Raw genomic sequence first — 19975 nt, forward strand, 5'->3', positions numbered from 1 at the left:
CGTCAAGCTATGGTGCCCGGCGCGACGGATCAGGCGCGTGAGGCTGCACGCGCCCGTCGTCGGGAAGCGAGCAACGAACCGGCGACAACCAGCAGGATTCCCATGCCGAGGGGGAGCGCATTCTGATTGCTCATCCCAGTCCGGGGACATCACGGGCCCTGGTCGTGCGACCCTAGACGTATGGACTTGGAGGTGTCACCCGCGCTGACGATTCCCGCGTCGGAACTCGGCTGGCGCTTTTCGCGGTCGTCGGGGCCAGGCGGCCAGCACGTCAACACCTCTGACAGTCGCGTCGAACTCATCTGGAGTGTCGCCGACTCGGCGGTGTTATCCGAGGAGCAACGGATGCTGCTGCTCTCGCGTCTCGCGCGTCGCCTCGTCGCCGGGGTGATCACCGTCACCGCGTCTGAACAGCGCTCCCAGCTGCGCAACCGCGAGATCGCGTTGGCCAAGCTCGCCGAATTGGTGACCGCAGGACTGGCGCCGGACGGCCCGCGCCGTCGTGCGACGAAACCCACACGGGGCTCGAACCGACGACGCCTCGCCGCCAAGGGGCAGCGATCCGAAACGAAACGGAACCGGCAGCGGCCGTCGGCCGAGTAGTAGCCGCTGCACCGCGGAGTCCGCGAGGTGCCACCTTGTGCTCGTGCGCGGCGCTCCCAACGAGCACAAGGTGGCACCTCACGAGGTCGGTGGGCGGAGGGGAGTCCAGCCGACCGGAAGCGGGCCGCGGATGTCGGCCCGGCTGAGGTCCGCCACCCGCGACCAGCCCTGCGCGGCATGGGAGTTCGCCTCGCCGACCGGGCCACGCGCGACGCGAAAGCCCACGTCCTCGAGCACGGCGTCTGGCGCGCTGCCCCGGCGCACCGAAGCCCGGCAGCTCCACGTTTGATCGGCCCATCCGCCACCGCGGAGGCTGCGATAGTCGGCATAGCGCGCGGTATCGGCGTAGTCCCAGCACCATTCCCAGACGTTGCCGAGCGTGTCGAAGAGTCCGAACGCGTTCGCCTGCTTGAGCGCGACATCCTGCGGGCCCGAAATGTCATCGACTGCCGTCCACGCGATCTCGGGGAGAGGCCCATACACGGGGCCGAGCGTTCCGGCGCGGCATGACCACTCCCATTCAGCCTCGGTCGGGAGTCGGTAGCCATCTGCGTCGACGTGCCATTTCACATCGCGTCCGTCAACGCCGTAGGCGGGGGAGAAGCCGGCGGCGACCGACGCCGCATTGCACCAGCGCACCGCGTCAAACCAGGTCACCGGATGCGCCGGTGCGAGCGTCGATGTCGATGTCGATGTCGAGGCCGAGGTCGATGTCGAGATCGAGGTCGAGGTCGAGGTCGAGCCGGATGGTGCACCGGCGGACGCAGAGTTGCCGGCGACCGCGTCCCACTCGGCTCGTGTGACCGGAGTCCTGCCGATCTCGAACGCGCGCAGGGTGACCTGGCGCGAGGATTCCGAGCGGGCATCGCGCATCTCGAGCGCACCGGGCGGAATGGCGACGAGGGCGAGCGCGGGGCTGTGAGCATCCGCGTCGACGTGCGTGCGCGGTTCAGACGACGCACCAGCATTCGAGGAGGACATGATCTCATTCTGCGCGACTGCGCCGCTGCTCGCCCGATTGTGTCGCCTCGCCCGACGACGCAGCGAGCACCTCACGAACAAATGGGGTGGCTCTAGGCCGAGACCTGCGTGGGCTGGCCGGCCTCGAAGTAGGCGACCAGAGCGGGATCGAGGCGCGGCACGGTGAGCGCGCTGCCACCGGTACGCAGCGATTCGGTGGCCAGGATGCCGGCGGCCACAGCCTCGCGCGCGGCGACCGGCGACGTCTCGGTGACCCCGCCGTCCCTGACGAAGCGCAGGAACTCGGCAACCAGCAGGCCGTCCGCGCCGCCGTGCCCGGAGTCGGAGTCCAGCTCGGGAACGATGAACGTCTCATCGGCATCGGCTGCCCGCGTGTGGCGCTGATTCCAGAGGCGCACCTCGTCGCCGCTCTCGTCGCCGAGGTTCTCGATCCGCCCCTCGGTGCCGATGATCGTGTAGTTGCGCCAATAGTCGGGAGTGAAATGACACTGCTGGTACGACGCCAGCACGCCGTTCTGCAGCCGGAGGTTCACCATTGAGATGTCCTCGACGTCGATCACCGGGTTCAACCCGGTCTGCGCGGTCGGCGGCCAGTTGCCGAGGCTGAACCAGTCGTACATCCGCTCGTTCGACCGATCGAGACGGTCGTCGATGTCGCCATAGACGCTGAGCGAACCCATCGCCGCAACGCTCTCACTGTAGGCACCGGCCAGCCAATGGATCACGTCGAGGTCATGGGCGCCCTTCTGCAGCAGCAGCCCGGTCGTCTTGGAGCGTTCGGCGTGCCAGTCCTTGAAGTAGTAGTCGCCGCCGTTGCCGACGAAGTGACGGCACCAGACGGCTTTGACCTCGCCGATGCGCCCCTCCTGAATCAACCGGCGCATCAGCGTGATCACCGACATGTGCCGCATGTTGTGGCCGATGTAGAGGCGGCTTCCCGTGCGTTTCGCGGTCTCGAGCATGGCGTCGGCGTCGGCGATGGTGATGGCCAATGGCTTCTCACAGAACACGGCGACGCCGGCTTCGAGGGCGCGGATGGCCACGTCGGCGTGCTGATGATCGGGGGTGAGCACGAACACGGCATCGACGCCGGAGGTGAGCAACTCGTCGAGATCGGCCGTGATCAGGGCGTCGGGCAGCACGGATGCCGCGTCGGCGCGGGAGCGTTCGCTGATGTCGCAGATTGCGGTGACACGGGAGCCGTGCCCGGGGTGATGAGCTTCACGCCAGAGTCCGGCGCGAGCGCCGAAACCGATGATGCCGATTCTGAGATCCATGGGGGTTTCCTTGGGTTCGGTGCGCCGTTTTTGGGCGCTGCGGAGGGAGCGCCGGCGGTGCGGGCGCTGGTGGAAAGTGGTACGGGGTACGGGGTACGGGGTACTGGTATTGGGCGCGTGAGTGGAGGGTTCTAGGAGGGGAGACCGTCGACCGCGAGCCCGGTGGATTCGCCCGCGTGCAGCGTCCACTCGAACTCGTGAACGGTGCCGAGCTCCGTCACGTCGGCGAACGACTGCCCGATGATGATCTCGGCCTGCCGCTCGTAGAAATCGGTAGGACCGACCGTGCTCAACGTGGGGGTGACGAGCCGGGCATCTGGAGTGTTGCCCACGCCGATCACGGCGATGTCTTCTGGCACGCGCAGGCCGAGCCGGTGCGCAGCGTTGATGGTCTGAATCGCCGCGAAGTCCGTGGTGACGTAGACCGCCGTCGGCCGGTCGGGCTGGCTGAGCAACCGGATCGCCGCCGAGAACGCACTGGCCTGGGTCGCGCTGAAAAGCTCGACATAGCGCGGGTTGATCGGGAGGCCGGCGTGGCTGAGCCGCTCGACGTACGGGGTGTAGCGGGTGACGCCGGCGCCGGTGACCTCCTCCTCGGTGGCCAGGCAGGCGATCTTCGTGTGCCGCTCGAGCAGATGGTCCACCGCGAGATAGCAGCCGGGGATGGCATCCGAACGGATGGTGTCGTAGCCGTCGGCCTCGAGGGTTTCACTGAACACCACGAGGCGTTGGCCGCGTGCGGCCAGGCTCGCCAACTTCTCGGGAGCCGCCGCATCCGAGCCCACATGGTAGATGTAAGCGATGTCACTCGCTTGCCGCTCCAACGCCCCGAACCAGTCGCCGTCGGCGAGGATCATGGTGGTGAGATCGTGTTTATTCGCTTCGGCGTTCACCGCATCGGCGACGGCCAGCGACCACGGGTCGCTGAGCATATGCAGCGACAGCAGCACCACGCCGGTGCGGCCGGTGCGGATCGCCTGCGCCGAACGATTGGGGTGGTAGCGCAGCCGCGCCGCCGCATCCCGAACGGTGCGCGCCGTGATTTCGGAGATGCCCGAGCCCTGGGCGTCACCGCCGGGACGACCCGAGAGCACGTAGGACACGGTCGCCGTCGACACTCCGGCGGCCTCGGCCACCATCTTCAGCGTCGGGCGTTTCTCGATTTTCGGGGGCGTCGTCTCGTGGCCCGACTCTCGGTCTGACAAGTGATCCTCCATGGACTAACCCTTCGATCCCGAGAACGCGATCCCCTGAATGAACTGCTTCTGCAAAATCATGAACGTGATCAGCATGGGCAGTGTCGCCAACAACGTGCCCGCCATCAGCACCGGATAGTTGGTGCCGTGCAATCCGACGAGCTGCGCGAGTCCCACCGAGAGCGGCATCCTCGCCGGGTCCGTCGTCACCACAAGCGGCCACAGCAGATCATTCCACGACCACAGCACGGTGAACACGACCAACGCGATGATTCCCGGTTTTGCCAGCGGCACCATCACCCGCCAGAACGTCTGCCAGGGGTTGGCGCCGTCGATCCGTGCCGCTTCCTCGAGCTCCGCCGGCATCGACATGAAGAACTGCCGCATCAGGAAGGTGCCGAACGCGCTGAAGATGCCAGGCACGATGAGCGCCTGCAACGTGTTCAGCCAGCCGAGGTTCTGCATGAGCTCATATTGCGGCAGCAGGTAGAGCTGCGACGGCACCATCAGCACCGACAGGAACACCACGAACACTGCGTTGCGACCCCGAAACGGAATCCGCGCGAACGCGTAGCCGGCCATCGTGCAGAGCACGACCTGGCCAATCGTGCGTCCGAGAGTCAGCACGACCGAGTTCAGAAACATCTGACCGAACGGCATCGTGTCGAACACCTTGGCGAAGTTCGTGAAGACCCACGGGTCGGGGAGGATCGTAGGCGGCACCTGCACCGAGTCCTCGAACGTCTTGAAAGCGGTGAGCGCCTGCCAGACAAACGGGAACACCATCACCACAGCGCCGGAGATCAGCAATAGGTGCACAATCCAGAGCCCGCGGTTCTTCGGTCGGCGAGAGGCGACGGATGTTCCGCGCGGGGCGCGACGGGCCGCATCCGTGCTCTGAACATCCACGCTCTGATTCTCAGTGCGCTCCGCGTCCGCGTGAATCAACGTCGGGTTACTCATAGTGCACCCACTTTTTCTGCATCCGGAACTGAACGACCGTGAGCACGAGAATGATGAGCAACAAGAGGAAGGCGACGGCCGCCGCGTAGCCCCGCTCGTTGTCGAGGAATCCCGCCTGATAGAAGAGGTAGACGATCGTGCGGGTGTTCGGCATCGCCGGGTTGTTGCGGCCGAGCATCATGTAGATGAGGTCGAACACCTGCAGTGCGCTGATCACGCTGATCACGCTCACAAAGAAGATGCTCGGGCTGAGCAACGGAATGGTGATCGAGAAGAACTTGCGCACCGGGCCCGCGCCGTCGAGGTCGGCCGCTTCGACGATGGTGTCGGGAATGCCCTGCAGGCCGGCGAGGAAGATCACGATGTTCGTGCCGAGGCCCGCCCAAATGCCGACGACGGCAATCGCGACGAGCGCGGTGTTCGGGTCGGTCAGCCAGTTGTTGCCCGGGATGCCGACGAGGCGGAGGGTCTCATTGAGCACGCCGTAGTCGCCGTTGTAGATCATGCGCCACACCAGTGCGATCGCGGCCGGCATCGTGACGACGGGGATGAAGTAGAGGGTGCGGTAGATGCCGCGGCCGCGCAGCCCCTCTGTGTTGAGGAGGGCGGCAATGGCCACTGCAATCGGAATGCCGAGCAGCGCGATGACCGTGTACAGGGCCGTGTTGCGCAGGGCGCCGACCAATTCGGGGTCCTGGAAGAGGGCGACGTAGTTGCCGAAGCCGATGAACTCCGATCCTCCGAATGGGCCGGACTTGGTGAACGAGAGCATGAACGTGCGCACCGTCGGCCAGAGGTAGAAGGTGAGCAGGCCGACGGCGGTGGGCCCGAGGAAGACGAGGGCCCACCACCCCGATTGCCCAGGTCCTCGGCGCCGCCGGCGGAGCACGGTCGCACGCGGCCGCACTCCGTTCGGCGTCGCCCCGGCGGCGCGGCGCTGCGTGACCGGCGCGACCGTGCGCTCCCGGGTTGGCAGAGCGCTGCGCTTGGCGATCAGTTCGGACATTGACTACTCGGATTCTTTGTCGAGCGCTGCTTGCATCTTGACGGCGAGGTCGGCGAGGCCATCCTTCGGCGTCACCGTGCCGGCCCACACCTGCGCGAGGATCTCGTCTTGAATGGCGTTCCAGGCCGCGGTGTTCTTCGAGACCGGGTAGGGCACCGCGGTCTTGAGCGCATCGATGTACACCTGCAGGTCGTACTGCGGCAGGGCGTCGACCCAGTCCTGCTGAGTCCCGGCGAAGGCCGGGATGACGGTGCCGGTGTCGGCCTGGATCTTCGCCGCTTCTGCACCACTCGCGAAGGCCGCGAACTGCTTGGCGGCATCGAGGTGCTTGCTCTTGGCGTTGACGACGTTGCCGAGACCGTGGATCATGCTCTGGTTGCCGGTCGGGCCCTTCGGCAGCGGAGCCACATTCACCTTGGCGGCGAGGTCGGGGTTGTCGGCGTAGCCGACTGCCGCCCAGGAACCGTTCTGATACATGGCCGACTTGCCCGAGAGGAAGAAGCTCTCGGGGCTCGACTCGGTCATCTGCTGCGCTGTCGGTGAGGATCCCGCCGCCAAGATGTCGGTCCAGACGGAGATGCCTTCCAGCGCCTCGGGGGAGCCGAAGCCCGAGGTGGTTCCATCGGAGCTGATCACCTCGCCACCGGCCTGCACGATGTTGTTGTAGTAGTTCTCCTGGCCGTACTGCGTCGCGGTGATTCCGTAGACCCCGGTGGCCGGGTTGGTGAGCTTGGCCGCGTTTTCCTTGAGTGTGTCCCAGGTCCAGCTGGCGTCGGGGTAGGCGACGCCCGCCGCGTCGAACAGCTCTTTGTTGTACCAGAGTGCGACGGTGTCAAAGTCTTTCGGTGCGCCGTAGAGCTTGCCGTCGAAGGTGTACAGATCGATGAGTCCCTGCGGGTAGTCGGCGGCGTCGATGCCTTGGTCGTCAAGCGGGGCGAGCACGCCATTGGCGGCGTAGAACTGGAAGTTCGGTCCGTTCATCCAGAACACGTCGGGCCCGGAACCGCCCGACACGGATGTCTGCAGCTTGGTGAAGTAGGCCCCGTCGGTGAACGGCGTCACCTGCACGTCGACAGTGACGTTCGGGTGCTCCTGGGTGAATGCGGCCGCGATCTCTTTCATGGCCGGCTCCTGGTTTTTGTCCCAGAGGGCGTAACTGATGGTGACATCGCCGGTTTCGGCGCCGGAGCCGCCGGCGTTACTGCCGCCGCTGGCGCACGCGCTGAGTCCGAGCGCGGCAATCGCGCCGAGAGCAATGACCACTGCGGTGCGTGATCGGCTGAACTGCATGGGCTTCTCCTTTGAATCCACTCGACGGGCCGCGGTGGCGGGTCGTTTAACCGATTAAGTTAATCGATTAACAGGTGACGTTAGCCGAGCGTTTTCTTGCGCGCAAGCATTTTCTGAGATTGCCTTCTCGGGCCCTCACCCCCACGTTGCTCCCACCGCTTGACTTTGCGGCGCCCGGAACGAGCACAAGTTGGCACCCCACGAGCGCATCGTGAGCGGGACAGGTCAGGAGCCGACCTCGCCCAGCACCCGGCGGGGGCCAGCGCCCTCCTGCCCGAGCCGGTCTTGTGAGTTCACGACGGCGCAACGCGATTGCGACAGGCAGCCGCAGCCGATGCAGCCGGTGAGTTCCTCCTGCATTCGAGCGATCACCCGCTGCTGCTGCTCGAGATGCTCAGCCCATTTCTCGGAGATGCGTTGCCAATCCGCCCGGCTCGGTGGCCGGTCACGCGGGAGAGTGGTGAGCAACTCGGCGACCTCGGCGAGCGAGATGCCGTAGCGCACTGACACCTGAATCAGCGCGATGCGCCGGAGCACGTGGCGAGGGAAGAGTCGCACATTCCCGGCCGACCGCGTCGCCGGAATGAGACCCAACGATTCGTAGTAGCGCACCGTCGAGACCGGCACGCCGGCGCGACTGGCGACCTGCCCAATCGGCAGGAGGTCAACCGTTGACACCTTCTCGGTCATTCCTTCGCCCACCTGGTCCGCCATCCGTCACCCCGTTTTGACCTCAAGTGTACTTGAGGTGTTACCGTCCAAATGGCGCACCGTTTCAACGGAGAGCGCGTGAATCAAGGAGACGGATGACGAAGATCGCCCAGACTGAGACGGCACCGGTTGAGCTGGTGGACCAGTTCAAATCCGTGTTTCGAATGCACCCAGCGGGAGTCTCGCTGATCACTGCAGCTGGTCCGAACGGCCCGGTCGGGTTGACCGCCTCCAGCGTCGCATCCGTCTCGGCGGACCCCGCCGCGCTGGTGTTCTCCGTCACCACGGTGACCGGCTCCGCGGGCGTCATCCTGGCCGCACCAACCCTTGTCGTGCACCTCTTGCACTCGGAACATGTCGAGATCGCTCAAGCATTCGCTCGCTCCGGTGCGCCTCGCTTCACCCCGGAGCAAGGGTGGACGACCTTGGCGACGGGGGAGCCGGTTCTCCGCAGTGCGCTCGCGATGCTGCGGTGTCGCATCATTCAGACGGTTCCGGTCGGCGGATCAACCCTGGTCGTCGTCGAGGTGCTCGCGATCGAGCATGGCGAGACCGGCACCCCGCTCGTGTACCACGATCGCGGTTTTCACCGCATCGAAGCAGCGTCCTGACCTGATCAGGCCGGCGTTCGCCTGCATCCGTTCGCTGTCCATCGTCCCTGTTCGTCTTCACTGCCCATCCTCACCGCCGACCGGCGGTGGCCTCCCACAGAATGGAATCCGATGACCCGATACACCCTGCCCGAGCTGGGCTATGACTACAGTGCCCTCGAGCCCGCCATCAGCGGCCGCATCATGGAGCTGCACCACAGCAAGCACCACCAGGCCTACGTGACTGGCGCCAACGCGGCTCTGGATGCGCTGGCCGACGCCCGCGACTCCGGAAGCCTGGCGAACGTCAACAAGCTGCAGAAGGATCTCGCGTTCAACCTTGGCGGCCACGTCAACCACTCAATCTTCTGGACGAACCTCACGGCACCGAACGGCGACCGGGCCGAGGGCGAACTCGCCGCTGCGCTGGATGACGCGTTTGGCTCGTTCGAGAAGTTCCAGGCGCATTTCACCGCCACCGCGCTGGGAGTGCAGGGCTCGGGCTGGGCCATCCTGGCTTGGGATACTCTCGGCCAGCAGCCGATTATCGTGCAGCTCTACGACCAGCAGGGCAATCTTCCCGCCGGCATCATCCCGCTGCTCATGCTGGATGTCTGGGAGCACGCGTATTACCTCGACTATCAGAACGTGCGCGCGAGCTATGTCACCGCGTTCTGGAGCATCATCGACTGGGCAAATGTCACGCGCCGATTCGAGCGTGCCCGTGACACCACGGCTGGTCTGATCACCTTCTGAACGAACCAGCATTCTCTCCCACCCCGTGAGGTTCCGGCTTCTGCTGGCGCGAGGCTCGCAACGCGAGGCTCGCAACAAGCCGAAGCTGTCGCCTCACGGGCGGAGCCGGCGCGCTCGACAGAATCTTCCGGCGAGAGGGGCCGCTAGCGTCTGACCCGACTTGCTGCACCCGAGAGCTGATACGCATCAAGTGCGAAGAGATCGCTCGAACCGGCGGTGGCCGCCCCCAGCAGACCAGCACACTGAGGCAGCAGTTGCTCCGCATAGAACCGGGCCAACACCAGCTGGCTCTCAGCCAACGCGATGTCGCCCGTTGCCGGAGCCGCGACCGCTGCACGCGCCAGCAGCCAGCCCCCGGCGCAGAGCCCCCACATTCGCAGGTACGGCGTCGAGCCGGCGAGTACGGCATTCGGATCGGTGTGACCGGTGCGGAGCATCCAGTGGGTGGCCTCCTCGAGGGCATCGAACTGCCGGCCGAGCTCGTCGCGGATCGTGTCGAATTCGCTGCCGGCATCGGCCAGGTCTGCCGCGACTTCGCGCATCGTCGCGAGGAACTCGAGCACAGACGCACCGCCCCGCACGCCGAGTTTTCGGCCCACGAGGTCTGCGGCCTGGATGCCGTTCGTGCCCTCGTAGATCGCGGCGATCCTCACGTCGCGCACGTGCTGGGCCACGCCGGTCTCCTCGATGTAGCCCATGCCGCCGTGGATCTGGAGAGCGAGTGAGGTGAGCTCATTGCCGAGGTCAGAGCCGAAGGACTTGCAGATGGGTGTGAGGATTCCGACGATCTCGTTTGCGCGGGCGCGCACGGCGGGGTCGGGATCGTGCGTGCTGCGGTCAACATAGCTGGCGTCGAGCAGCATGACATACCGAAGCGCCGCCAGTGAGGCGCGCTGCGTCATGAGCATCCGGCGCACATCGGGAAACTCGATGATCGCGGAGTCAGGGCCCGTTGCGCCGATCGCGAGGCCCTGCCGACGCTCCTGCGCGTAGGCGAGTGACTGCTGATAGGCGAGTTCGCCGACCGCGAGGCCCTGCATGCCCACTGAGAGCCGCGCGCTGTTCATCATCACGAACATGATGCGCATCCCGAGGTTCTCCTCGCCGATGAGGTAACCGGTGGCTTCTTCGTACGAGAGCACGCAGGTGGGCGCGCCGTGGATTCCCATCTTGTGTTCCAGCGACACGGTGTGCACCGAGTTGCGTTCGCCCAGCGATTCGTCGTCGTTGACGAGAAACTTCGGAACGATGAAGCAGGAGATGCCCTTGGTGCCCGCCGGAGCGCCCGGCGTGCGTGCCAGCACGAGGTGAACGATCTGTTCGGACATGTCGTGGTCGCCGAAGGTGATGAAAATCTTCTGCCCGGTGATGGCAAAACTGCCGTCGGCCTGCGGAACAGCGCGCGTGGTGAGTGCGCCGACATCCGACCCCGCCTGTGGCTCGGTGAGATTCATCGTCCCCGTCCATTCACCGCTGACCATCTTGGGCAGATAGCGCAGCTTCTGGGCGTCATCGCCGTAGTGCAACAGAGCCTCAATCGCACCTTGCGTCAGCAGCGGGCAGAGCGCGAACGCCATGTTCGCGCTCGTCATGAGCTCCTGAATGATGAGGCCGACGGTGCGGGGAAAACCGCCACCGCCGAATTGCTCGGGGAGAGGCACCGAGCCCCATCCGGCTTCGACGTACTGGTGATAGGCCTCCGCGAACCCGTCGGGGGTCAGAACCGAGCCGTCGGGCTGCCGACGTGCCCCTTGGACATCGCCGGTTTGATTGGTCGGCGCCACAACTTCGGCCATGAACTCGCCGCACTGCTCGATGAGATCGACGACCGTGTCGAGGTCGGCGTGCTCGAAGCCCGGAAGGTTGGCTATCTCCGGGTAGCCCGCGACGTGCTCGAGGGCGAACGCAATGTCGGCAATCGGAGGCTGGTATCGAATCATGCCGACAGCGTACCTTGGGCACCCCCTGCTGCACCGGAATTGTTTTCACACACCGGGGCGGCACGGAGCGCGCCGGTTGTGACGATCAGGAGTTCACTGCCCAACCCTGTACTCACAGGGCTCCCTGCGCACGGCAAGCTGGTCTAGCGTTGGCGCATGACCTCAACGATCACTTTGAACAACGGCGTCGTCATGCCGGCTCTCGGTTTCGGTGTGTTCCAGACGCCGCCGGATGCCACGGCGGAGGCCGTCGAGACCGCGCTCCGCGTCGGCTACCGGCACATCGACACCGCCGCCGCATACCTGAATGAACGCGGGGTCGGCGACGGTATCCGTCGGTCGGGCCTCGACCGATCCGACATCTTCATCGAGACCAAGGTGTGGATCAGCGACTACGGATACGACAAAACCCTCCACGCCTTCGAGAAGAGCGTGCGCAAGCTCGGCGTCGACACCCTCGACCTCCTCATCCTGCATCAGGCACTGCCGGGAGCATTCGACAAGACGATCGCCGCCTACCGCGCCCTCGAAACGCTCCTCGCGGATGGTCGGGTGCGTGCCATCGGCGTGAGCAACTTCATGCCTGCTCATCTGGATGAGCTCCTGGCGGCGACCGACGTCGTGCCCGCCGTCAATCAGGTCGAGGTGCACCCGTATTTCTCGCAGCCCGACGTGCAGAAGGCCGATGCAGCGCACGGAATCGTCACCCAGGCCTGGTCGCCGATCGGCGGGATCACGTCGTATCGCGGCGACAGCTCGAAGACCACGTTCACCGATCCGGTTATCGTCGGTCTGGCTGATCGGCACGGCAAGACGGCGGCGCAGGTCATGCTTCGCTGGCACCTGCAGGAGGGCCGCCAGGCCATCCCGAAGTCGGTGCGCCCCGAGCGCATCGCCGAGAACTTCGATGTGTTCGACTTCGAACTTGCCGCCGACGAACTTGCGTCGATCGACGCGCTCGACACCGGCATCCGCGGCGGCCCCGAGCCGGAAATGATCACCCTCGAGAGCTTCGGGCGGGAGATTCCGGAGGCCTAGCGGGCCGTTCGTGTCTTGGCGATCGAAGCGGATGTCCGAGGGGCTCAGCTTCCGTCGCGAAGGTTCTGCGGCACGTCGTGGCCGAACCTGATTTCGTCGAATCGGGCCACACACGAGTCGCCCATCGGCGCCTGCGACAGGAATCCGACCCGGATCGGCCCGGTTGCATTCAGCCGGAACAGTCTGACGAAATCCCAGCTGACTCCGTCGGTTGAAGCATGGAAAGCCCAGGCCGCACCGGTGCGCGTCACACGCAAGTGGACGGCATCGGTCGTGACGAGCGTTGAATTGGAGTCGTCGGAAAAGCCGTTGGTGACCACGCTGACGACCATCGGATGCCCGTCGGGGGAGTACTCGAAGCAGAGTTTCGCCCAGTGGTCAGAGTCTGCCCAGAGGGCGAGCACTCCCGCATCGAAGGTGGTGCGCTGGCCGTCGACGCACACCCGAGCCGACAAGGAGAACTCGGCCGGTGCCTCGAAACCGAGCAGAGTCGCATCCGTTTGGTTGCTGGCGCCGAGGGCATCGTTCGACCAGTCGACGCCGGGCTCGGCAACCAGAGTGAGTTGGCCGAGGGACTCGTCGACCTGGGCTGTGCCGATCTGTGGCACCCAGGCCAGGTCGGGAAGCGTGGCGATGCCGATGCCGAGGTCGTCGATGTCCATGAGAATTCAGTGTGCCCCACCATGCGCCCGTTCCAGTGGACCCCGGCCGACATGTCGTTAGTTGAGGAGCAGCCGACGCAGGAGGCCGCGTCTCGAAACCACGGGAGCCGATCCTTGAACCTGGGTTGCGTTCGATCGTCGGTTCGCGTGGTTTCGAGACGCACGCTTCGCGTGCTCCTCAACCAACGAAATGGTGAGACCTCGGCGCAGTCGCTACTCCGCGGATGCCGGCGGTAGCTCCGACAGGAATCGCTGGGTGTCGGCAGCGATCTCATTCGACAGGGTGTGGTGCAGGTAGTGGCCGCCGTCGAGCAGAACTGCCTCGCCGTGGTCGACGCTTGCCGCCTGCGCCTCATGCAGCTCAACCCAGCCCGCAACCTCCGGGTCGTTGGCCTGCACGAAGAGCAACACGGGGAGATCCGCGGGGAACGTCTTTCCCGTCGCGGCGGCGAAGTTGGCGCCGATGTGCTCCATCTCGTTCGCATAGGTCGACGACAGCGAGTTCTTGTTCGACAGGAACGTCATCTGCTCCTTGGTCTTGTCATCGAACGTCGTACCCGCGTAGGGATCGCCACCGATCGCGCCGAGCACACGCATCAGCCCGAGCGCCTTCGCCGCCTTCAGCTCACCGATCGGCATAGCGTCGTCCATTCCGGGCTGGCCCGGCACGCTCGAGTCGATGCCGACAAAGGCGGTGACTTCGTCGCGGTAGGTCTGGGTGTATTCGATGCCGTAGATACCCGCGATCGAGTGGCCCATCAAGACGTACCGGTCAATGTCGAGCTGTTGCAGCGCCTCATGTACCTCGCTGACAATATTCTCGGTCGTGCGCTCCTTGTCGGTGGGATCGCTCAGGCCGTAGCCGAACGGCTCGATAGCGACCACACGGTAGTTCGGCGTGAGCTGCTCGATCACCGGCAGGAAGTCGAGAGCGGGGGCCGCGGTGCCGAACCCGGGCAGCAGCACGATCGTCTCGTCGCCGGCACCGCTGATGGTCACGTTCATTTTCTTGCCGTCGACGTGGACGAGCTGCCCGTAGGATTCGATCTTTCCGGCCTCTGAGTTGGTCGCAACGAGGTTCACGATCGACGTGGTGGCCAAGAAGAGGGCGATGACAACGACGATGCCAGCGATCGTCTTGAGTGTGATTCTGAGCAGCTTTTTCATGGTTCCAATTTCTGGGTGGAGGGGTGGGACGATGCCGCGAACCTTGTGGGTGCGCGAGCGGGAAGGGTTGGGTGTGAGACTCGGATCGCTTGGTCTGAGACTCGAGCACCGAGAGGATGCGCACAGCGCGTCGGGCTAGATCACGCCGTTTCGAAAGGCGAAGACGACAGCCTGCACGCGGTCCCGCATCCCGAGCTTCTGCAGGATGCGACCGACATGAGTCTTGACGGTGGAGTCGGAGAGCCAGAGCCGCTCTGCGATCTCGGCGTTGGAGAGCCCGAGCACGAGCGCGTCGAACACGTCACGCTCACGATCGGTGAGTGCCTGCAGCCGCTCGAGTGCCGCGTGGCGGTCAGCGACCTGCTGCAGCTCGGCCGAGTCACCCGTCGGTCGACTCAGCGCGCCGTAGCGCCGCAACAGCTCGGACGTCACGCGCGGCGCGAGCACGGCATCGCCCGCTGCCACCGCTCGCACGGCGGTGAGGATGTCCTCGCTCGTCGAGTCTTTGAGCAGAAAACCGCTCGCTCCGGCCTCGAGCCCGCCGAAGGCGTAGGCGTCGATGTCGAACGTTGTCAGGATGATGACCCGGCTGCCACCGCCCTGCGCCGTGATCTCCCTGGTGGCCTCGATGCCGTCCATCCGGGGCATCTGCACGTCCATCAGAACGATGTCGGGTTTCAACACCCCAGCGAGCGCGACGGCCTCGAGCCCGTCAGAGGCCTCTCCGACGACATCCATGCCCTCGGTCGCCCCCAGCACCATCGCGAGACCTGCGCGGATGAGAGCCTGGTCGTCGACGATCAAGATTCGGATGGTGCTCATCGGCCGGCCCCCGGAAGAACGAGGTGCACGGTCCAACTTCCGTTGCCGTCGGGACCAGCCGACAGGGTTCCGCCATACAGGGCGGCCCTCTCGCGCATGCCGACGAGGCCTCGGCCGACGCGATCGCGGTGCGCGTCGTCGGGCTGCGGATGCTCTGGTGCGCCGTCGTTCTCCACGGTGACGGTCACGTCGTCGCCGGCCTCCACCTGCACGCGCACGATCACCGGGGTGCGCGCGTGACGCAACACATTCGTCAGGGCTTCCTGCACCACGCGGAACACCGTCACCTGTACACCTGACTCCGGCGGGGCCTCCCCGATCACCGTGAGTTCAACGGGCAGCCCGATGCCACGGTAGACCTCGACGAGCCGGGGAAGATCGTCGTAGCCGGTGCCGGCCTGCGAGGCGGCAGTGCCGGGTGTGGACTCGAAGACACTGATGACCCGTCGCATCTCGGTGAGAGAGGAACGCGCGACCCCGCCGACCTGGTCGATCGCCACTTTGGCTCGTTGTGGCTCCCGAGCGAACACCGCGCTGGCACCGTCGGAGAGGCGAACGATCACCGACAACGAGTGCGAGACGATGTCGTGAATATCACGCGCGATGCGGGACCGCTCGGCCAGAGCAGCAAGCTGAGCCTGCTGATCCCGTTCGCGCTCGAGGTGCCGGGCGTGCTCGAGCAGGCTCTCGATGTACCGCTTGCGATTGCCGGAGTTCTGCCCCCAGAGCAACGCCACGAGCAAGACGAGCAGGCCGGTCACCGCGTAGGTGATGACGTTGCCGATTCGTGAAACGCCTTCGGGCGGCACCAGGAGCGGAGGATCGAGGAAGAAAAAGGTCACGGACGTCAGCAATGCGACGGTGGCCGACGCGGCGGCGGCCAGCCGTGCCCGACGCACGGAGTCGTAGACACCAATGGCGAAGATGCAGAACGCCGCTGCCACGCTCGGAAGATCGGGGCTCAGCAGAACAAGGGGCAGGGTGACGATGAACGTGATCGCGAAGGCGAGCAGCGGCCGGCGACGGCGGAACACCAGGAGACAACCGGCGACGACGACCACGATGACAACGAACACGACGCCCGAGACCCAGTTGAAGGCGGGGCCCACCGTGGCAAACAGCAAGGAGGGAGCACTGATCAGCACCCAGCTGAGAGCCACCAAGGCGTCGACTAATCGGGGGTGACGCTGCCAACGCTCGGCCAGAGCAATGCTGCGCGGCACAGTGTCGGTCACGGTGTCAGTCTCCCACGGTCGAGGTCGAGGTCACTGACCGCGGATGCATCGTCGCTGAAGTCGATGTCGTCCTCGAAGTCGAAGGCATCCTCGTTGAGCGCCAGTTCTCTGCGCATCACACGCTTGGCCGCGCGGCGTTCGACCCGGCGCTCGTGGAGTGCGTAGAGCGCGGGGACCAGCAGCAAGGTGAGAATCGTGGAGGACACGAGCCCGCCGATCACGACGATCGCCAGCGATTTGGAGATGAATGCGCCGCCTCCGGTGAGCCCGAACGCCATCGGCAGCAGGGCGAATACCGTCGCGCATGCCGTCATGATGATCGGTCGCAACCGCAGTCGGGCGCCGTGGGTGACCGCGTCGTCGATGCTTGAACCCTGTCGGCGATAGTCATTGATCAGGTCGATCAGAACGATCGCGTTCGTCACGACGATGCCGATGAGCATCAGCATCCCGATCATCGCGGGGATTCCGAGCGGCGTTCCCGTGATGAGCAGTCCCACGATCGCGCCGGTCGCCGCAAGCGGCACCGAAACGAGCAGGAGAAGCGGCTGTACGAGCGAGCGGAAGGTCGCCACGAGAACGATGTAGACCAGGGCAATGGCAACGACCATGGCGAGTCCGAGCTGGGCGAACGAGTCAGTCTGTTCCTCGGCCGCACCGCCTTGATCGAGACTGACGCCGTCGGGCAGGTTGAGCGCGGCAACAGTGCTGTCGACCGCCGCTGCCGCCGCACCGAGGTCGCCACCCCGCGGCATGGCCGAGATGGTGATCGCACGCACGCCGTCGATTCGGGTGATCGTCGCCGGGGCGTTCACCACCGTCACCGTTGCGACATCGCTCACATGGATGGCGGGCGCCGTGAGATTCTCGATGTCCCGCTGAGCTTGGCTGAGTCGTTCAGCGGTGGCCTGCTGAGCAGCCGCATCGGAAATGGACTCCCTGGCCGAGGCGATCTGCTCGTCGAGGGCAGTCAGACCGGCCGCTGCGCCGCTGACCGCGCCGCTGAGTTCTCCGACGAGCTTCTGGTATTCCAGGGCGCTGAGGTCCCCACCGGTCACCGGGTTCGGGTCGGCGGGCGGTGGGTTCGCGATCAGAGTTGCAAGCTGGTCTCGCAGGCCGGCCAGATCCCGAGCCGACTGGGCGCGTGCATCCACCAGTTTCGAAACCTGCCGATCGGCCGAGCGGTTTCCCTCGGACCGGGCGTCGTCGGAAATCTGTTGTTGCTCCAGCGTGAGGGCATCCACCGCATTCTTTTGAGCGCGTTGCTGCTGAAGTGCCGAGACGGGGAGTGCCAGTGCGCCGATCGCCGCGGGATCGCTCTGGGTCACCTGGGAGCGCAGCACGAGATCATGCGTCTGACCGTCAACACTCACCGAACCGAGTCGCTCGCCCTCGACGGCGGCGGCGATCGCGGTGCCGACCTCGACGACGCTGAAACCTTGTGCTGCGGCGGCCGTGGGGTCCACTGACACCTTGAGCACCGGCTGCTCGGCGGCGAGATCGGTGGTGACCGTTGTGATCTCTGGGAGCGCGCCCAGCTTGTCAGCGATCGCGGACGTCGCCGAGGACAGGGTGGCCTCGTCGGTGCCCTTCACGATGACGTCGATCGTCGAACTGGTCGTCTGCGTGGCTTGCGTCGCAACGGTGATGTCGTCGGCGCGGGGCAGCGATGAGACCGACGCACGGATGCTCGTCAGTGCGGCATCAGGATCGACGTCTTTCGCCAGCACGAGGTCAAGCTGCACCGGCGCGCCCTGCGACCCGAGCGTCGTCTGGTACGACTCCACCTCGTCGACCGAGGCGATGTTCTTCTCAATTTCACGAGCCACCGCATCCGCAGCTTCGAGGGTCGAGTCCAGCGGCATCGTCTGCTTCAGCTGCACCGCTCGAGCGTCGGCAAAACTGCCGAGCATGTCGGTCTTCAAAAAACCGGTGGCCATCAGCGTTCCCGCGAACATCAGCACGGCGACGATCACCATGGTCACGGGTCGGCGCAATGCGAGGCGCAACGCCGGAAGGTAGGCCCGTTGCATGGGAGTGGTGGCCTCGGCCTGTTCGGCGATCGCGATCCCGGTGCCGTCAGCGGGTTCTGCGGCCTGATGGCCAGCTTTCCGGGCCGACGTCGAGGGCTTGCGCATGAACCAGTAGGCGAGAACGGGCACGATTGTGAGCGAGACCACGAGCGAGGCGAGCAGGGCGATCGAGACAGTCACGGCGAAGGGACGGAACAGTTCGCCGGAGACCCCGCCGACGAAGGCGACGGGCAGGAAGACCGCGACGGTCGTCAGGGTGGATGCCGTGACGGCTCCCGCCACCTGGCCCACCGATTCGCGTACTCCTTCGATGGTGAGCCCTCCCGAGCCCCGCCGCCTCGTGATGTTCTCAATGACGACAATCGAATCGTCGACGACGCGTCCCACCGCCACGGTGAGCGCGGCGAGCGTGAAGATATTGAGCGAGAAGCCGCCGACCCGCAAGCCGATGATCGCGATGAGCAGGGACATCGGAATCGAGATCGCGGTGATGAGTGTCGCACGCGGCGAGAGCAGGAAGATCAGGATGATGAGCACGGCGAAAAGGAGTCCGAGCCCGCCCTCGACCGAGAGATCGTGGATCGACTGCTCGACCATCGTCGACTGATCGAAGATCGTGTGCGTCGCCGCGCCGGCTCCGAGCTGGGGGAGTGTCTCCCCGATGGCAGCGGCCACCGCGTGGGAGACCTGCACAGCATTCGCATCGGGGGTTTTCGTGATCGTCAGCCCGATTGCGGGGAGACCGGCGGCGCGTGAGAGCGACGTTTTGTCGACCGGAACCAGCTCGACCGAGGCCAGCTCAGACAAAGGCACTGGGCCGGCGAGGGTCGGGATCGGCAACGCGGCCACATCGGCGAGAGCGGTGTTCTCCTGTCCCACCTCGATCGCGAGTGACTGGCTTCCCTCCAGGCTGGTACCCGCCGGAACAACGGTGCCCGCGGTGCGCAGCAATGCACCGATCAGTGCCTGATCGATTTTGTGCTCGGCCAGGGCTGCCGGGTTGGCCGTCACCAGCACGCGCTCCTGCGTGCGTCCGGAAACCTGAACATCACGCACGCCGGGAACATTCGAGATCACCGGAACCAGAACCGCATCCACGCGCGCCGCAAGCGCGTCTGGTTCGCCGTCGCTGGTGAGAGCGAGGGCCAAAACCGGGATGTCGCTGGTGCTTCCCGCGAAGACGGTGGAGTTGACGCCATCCGGCGCGACCGCAAGCGTGCTCGCCGTCGCGGCCTTCACATCGGCAAGGATCTTGTCGCCGTCGGCCCCGAATCCCCACAGAACACTGATCTCGGCGGAGCCGCTGGAGGTGTTTGACCGCACCTCGTCGACCCCGGCCACCGACGAGAGCGCCTGGGTGAGCGGAACCACCACCTGCCGGTCGAGCGTTGCCGAGGATGCCCCGGGCTTGGCCACAACGACGACCGCGGTCGGTTGCTCGATCGACGGGAGCAGTTCTTGTTTCATCGAGCCGGTCGCCCAGAGCCCGACCGCAACGATCAGCAGGCTGAGCAGGGCGACGATGGCGCGATTAGCGAGGCTCAGGCGGGTGAGCAGCGACATAGAGGGGATTCCTTCGGTCAGAACATGTCAAGTGTTCTCACGCTAAATTCCCCCGCCCAGCGGCGCGTCCCCATGAGTGCCCATGTGTTCGCTCGGCGCATGGGCCTGAGGTACTACATGTCAGTCATCGGTGGTCGAGGAG

The 19975-nt window shown here is 65.5% G+C and carries 18 protein-coding genes; 4 read left to right on the forward strand and 14 right to left on the reverse strand.

The genetic code is table 11. The annotated features are described in order from the left end of the window. Nucleotides 1-29 precede the first annotated feature (29 nt). Nucleotides 30-134, reverse strand: coding sequence for an LPXTG cell wall anchor domain-containing protein (locus AC1DCF_RS14890; protein WP_477211713.1), 105 nt, complete (start codon nt 132-134; stop codon nt 30-32). 46 nt (nt 135-180) lie between these two features. Between AC1DCF_RS14890 and arfB the strand changes: the two genes are divergently transcribed. Next, nucleotides 181-603, forward strand: coding sequence for an alternative ribosome rescue aminoacyl-tRNA hydrolase ArfB (gene arfB, locus AC1DCF_RS14895; RefSeq protein WP_477211714.1), 423 nt, complete (start codon nt 181-183; stop codon nt 601-603). 78 nt (nt 604-681) lie between these two features. Here arfB and AC1DCF_RS14900 read toward each other — a convergent pair whose 3' ends face one another. From AC1DCF_RS14900 to soxR, 7 genes are all read right to left on the reverse strand, one after another. Then, nucleotides 682-1584 (reverse strand): formylglycine-generating enzyme family protein, encoded by a 903-nt coding sequence (locus tag AC1DCF_RS14900; protein ID WP_477211715.1) that lies wholly within the window; start codon nt 1582-1584, stop codon nt 682-684. A 92-nt stretch (nt 1585-1676) separates the two neighbouring features. Next, a complete protein-coding gene (locus AC1DCF_RS14905) occupies nt 1677-2861 on the reverse strand; it encodes a Gfo/Idh/MocA family protein (protein WP_477211716.1) in 1185 nt (394 codons plus the stop codon). 131 nt (nt 2862-2992) lie between these two features. Beyond that, nucleotides 2993-4078, reverse strand: coding sequence for a LacI family DNA-binding transcriptional regulator (locus AC1DCF_RS14910; protein WP_477211717.1), 1086 nt, complete (start codon nt 4076-4078; stop codon nt 2993-2995). Between the two features lie 3 nt (nt 4079-4081). Further along, nucleotides 4082-4966, reverse strand: a complete 885-nt coding sequence (locus tag AC1DCF_RS14915) for a carbohydrate ABC transporter permease (RefSeq protein ID WP_477211718.1) — start codon at nt 4964-4966, stop codon at nt 4082-4084. A 46-nt stretch (nt 4967-5012) separates the two neighbouring features. Next, a complete protein-coding gene (locus tag AC1DCF_RS14920) occupies nt 5013-6026 on the reverse strand; it encodes a carbohydrate ABC transporter permease (RefSeq protein WP_477211719.1) in 1014 nt (337 codons plus the stop codon). Nucleotides 6027-6029: 3 nt separating this feature from the next. Then, nucleotides 6030-7316: an ABC transporter substrate-binding protein gene (locus AC1DCF_RS14925; protein ID WP_477211720.1), complete on the reverse strand. Its 1287-nt coding sequence runs from the start codon at nt 7314-7316 to the stop codon at nt 6030-6032. A gap of 225 nt (nt 7317-7541) precedes the next feature. Beyond that, nucleotides 7542-8030, reverse strand: a complete 489-nt coding sequence (gene soxR, locus AC1DCF_RS14930) for a redox-sensitive transcriptional activator SoxR (protein WP_477211721.1) — start codon at nt 8028-8030, stop codon at nt 7542-7544. 92 nt (nt 8031-8122) lie between these two features. On the opposite strand from soxR, the gene AC1DCF_RS14935 reads away from it, so the two are divergent. Together AC1DCF_RS14935 and AC1DCF_RS14940 are read left to right on the forward strand one after the other, a co-directional pair. After that, nucleotides 8123-8638: a flavin reductase family protein gene (locus tag AC1DCF_RS14935; protein WP_477211722.1), complete on the forward strand. Its 516-nt coding sequence runs from the start codon at nt 8123-8125 to the stop codon at nt 8636-8638. A 111-nt stretch (nt 8639-8749) separates the two neighbouring features. Further along, on the forward strand, nt 8750-9373 hold the full coding sequence (locus tag AC1DCF_RS14940; protein ID WP_477211723.1) for a superoxide dismutase: 624 nt from the start codon (nt 8750-8752) through the stop codon (nt 9371-9373). A 143-nt stretch (nt 9374-9516) separates the two neighbouring features. Here the strand turns inward: AC1DCF_RS14940 and AC1DCF_RS14945 are convergent, their stop codons facing one another. Further along, complete coding sequence (locus tag AC1DCF_RS14945) at nt 9517-11313, reverse strand: acyl-CoA dehydrogenase (RefSeq protein ID WP_477211724.1); 1797 nt, start codon at nt 11311-11313, stop codon at nt 9517-9519. A gap of 156 nt (nt 11314-11469) precedes the next feature. Here AC1DCF_RS14945 and AC1DCF_RS14950 point away from each other — a divergent pair, with 156 nt between their 5' ends. Further along, entirely contained in the window at nt 11470-12351 is an 882-nt protein-coding gene (locus tag AC1DCF_RS14950) for an aldo/keto reductase (RefSeq protein ID WP_477211725.1), read from the forward strand. A 44-nt stretch (nt 12352-12395) separates the two neighbouring features. Here AC1DCF_RS14950 and AC1DCF_RS14955 read toward each other — a convergent pair whose 3' ends face one another. The 5 genes from AC1DCF_RS14955 to AC1DCF_RS14975 form a co-directional block, all read right to left on the reverse strand. Beyond that, on the reverse strand, nt 12396-13013 hold the full coding sequence (locus AC1DCF_RS14955; RefSeq protein ID WP_477211726.1) for a DUF1349 domain-containing protein: 618 nt from the start codon (nt 13011-13013) through the stop codon (nt 12396-12398). Nucleotides 13014-13226: 213 nt separating this feature from the next. Then, nucleotides 13227-14180, reverse strand: a complete 954-nt coding sequence (locus AC1DCF_RS14960) for an alpha/beta fold hydrolase (protein ID WP_477211727.1) — start codon at nt 14178-14180, stop codon at nt 13227-13229. 135 nt (nt 14181-14315) lie between these two features. Then, complete coding sequence (locus AC1DCF_RS14965; RefSeq protein WP_477211728.1) at nt 14316-15002, reverse strand: response regulator; 687 nt, start codon at nt 15000-15002, stop codon at nt 14316-14318. Then, the gene (locus AC1DCF_RS14970; protein ID WP_477211729.1) at nt 14999-16237 is read right to left on the reverse strand and encodes a sensor histidine kinase; all 1239 of its coding nucleotides are present in this window, start codon (nt 16235-16237) and stop codon (nt 14999-15001) included. The genes AC1DCF_RS14965 and AC1DCF_RS14970 overlap by 4 nt, the downstream gene beginning before the upstream one ends. Continuing rightward, nucleotides 16234-19833, reverse strand: a complete 3600-nt coding sequence (locus tag AC1DCF_RS14975) for an efflux RND transporter permease subunit (RefSeq protein WP_477211730.1) — start codon at nt 19831-19833, stop codon at nt 16234-16236. Before AC1DCF_RS14975 ends, AC1DCF_RS14970 begins: the two co-directional genes overlap by 4 nt. Nucleotides 19834-19975 lie beyond the last annotated feature (142 nt).

The sequence above is a fragment of the Leifsonia sp. 10L418 genome, from assembly GCF_056395445.1.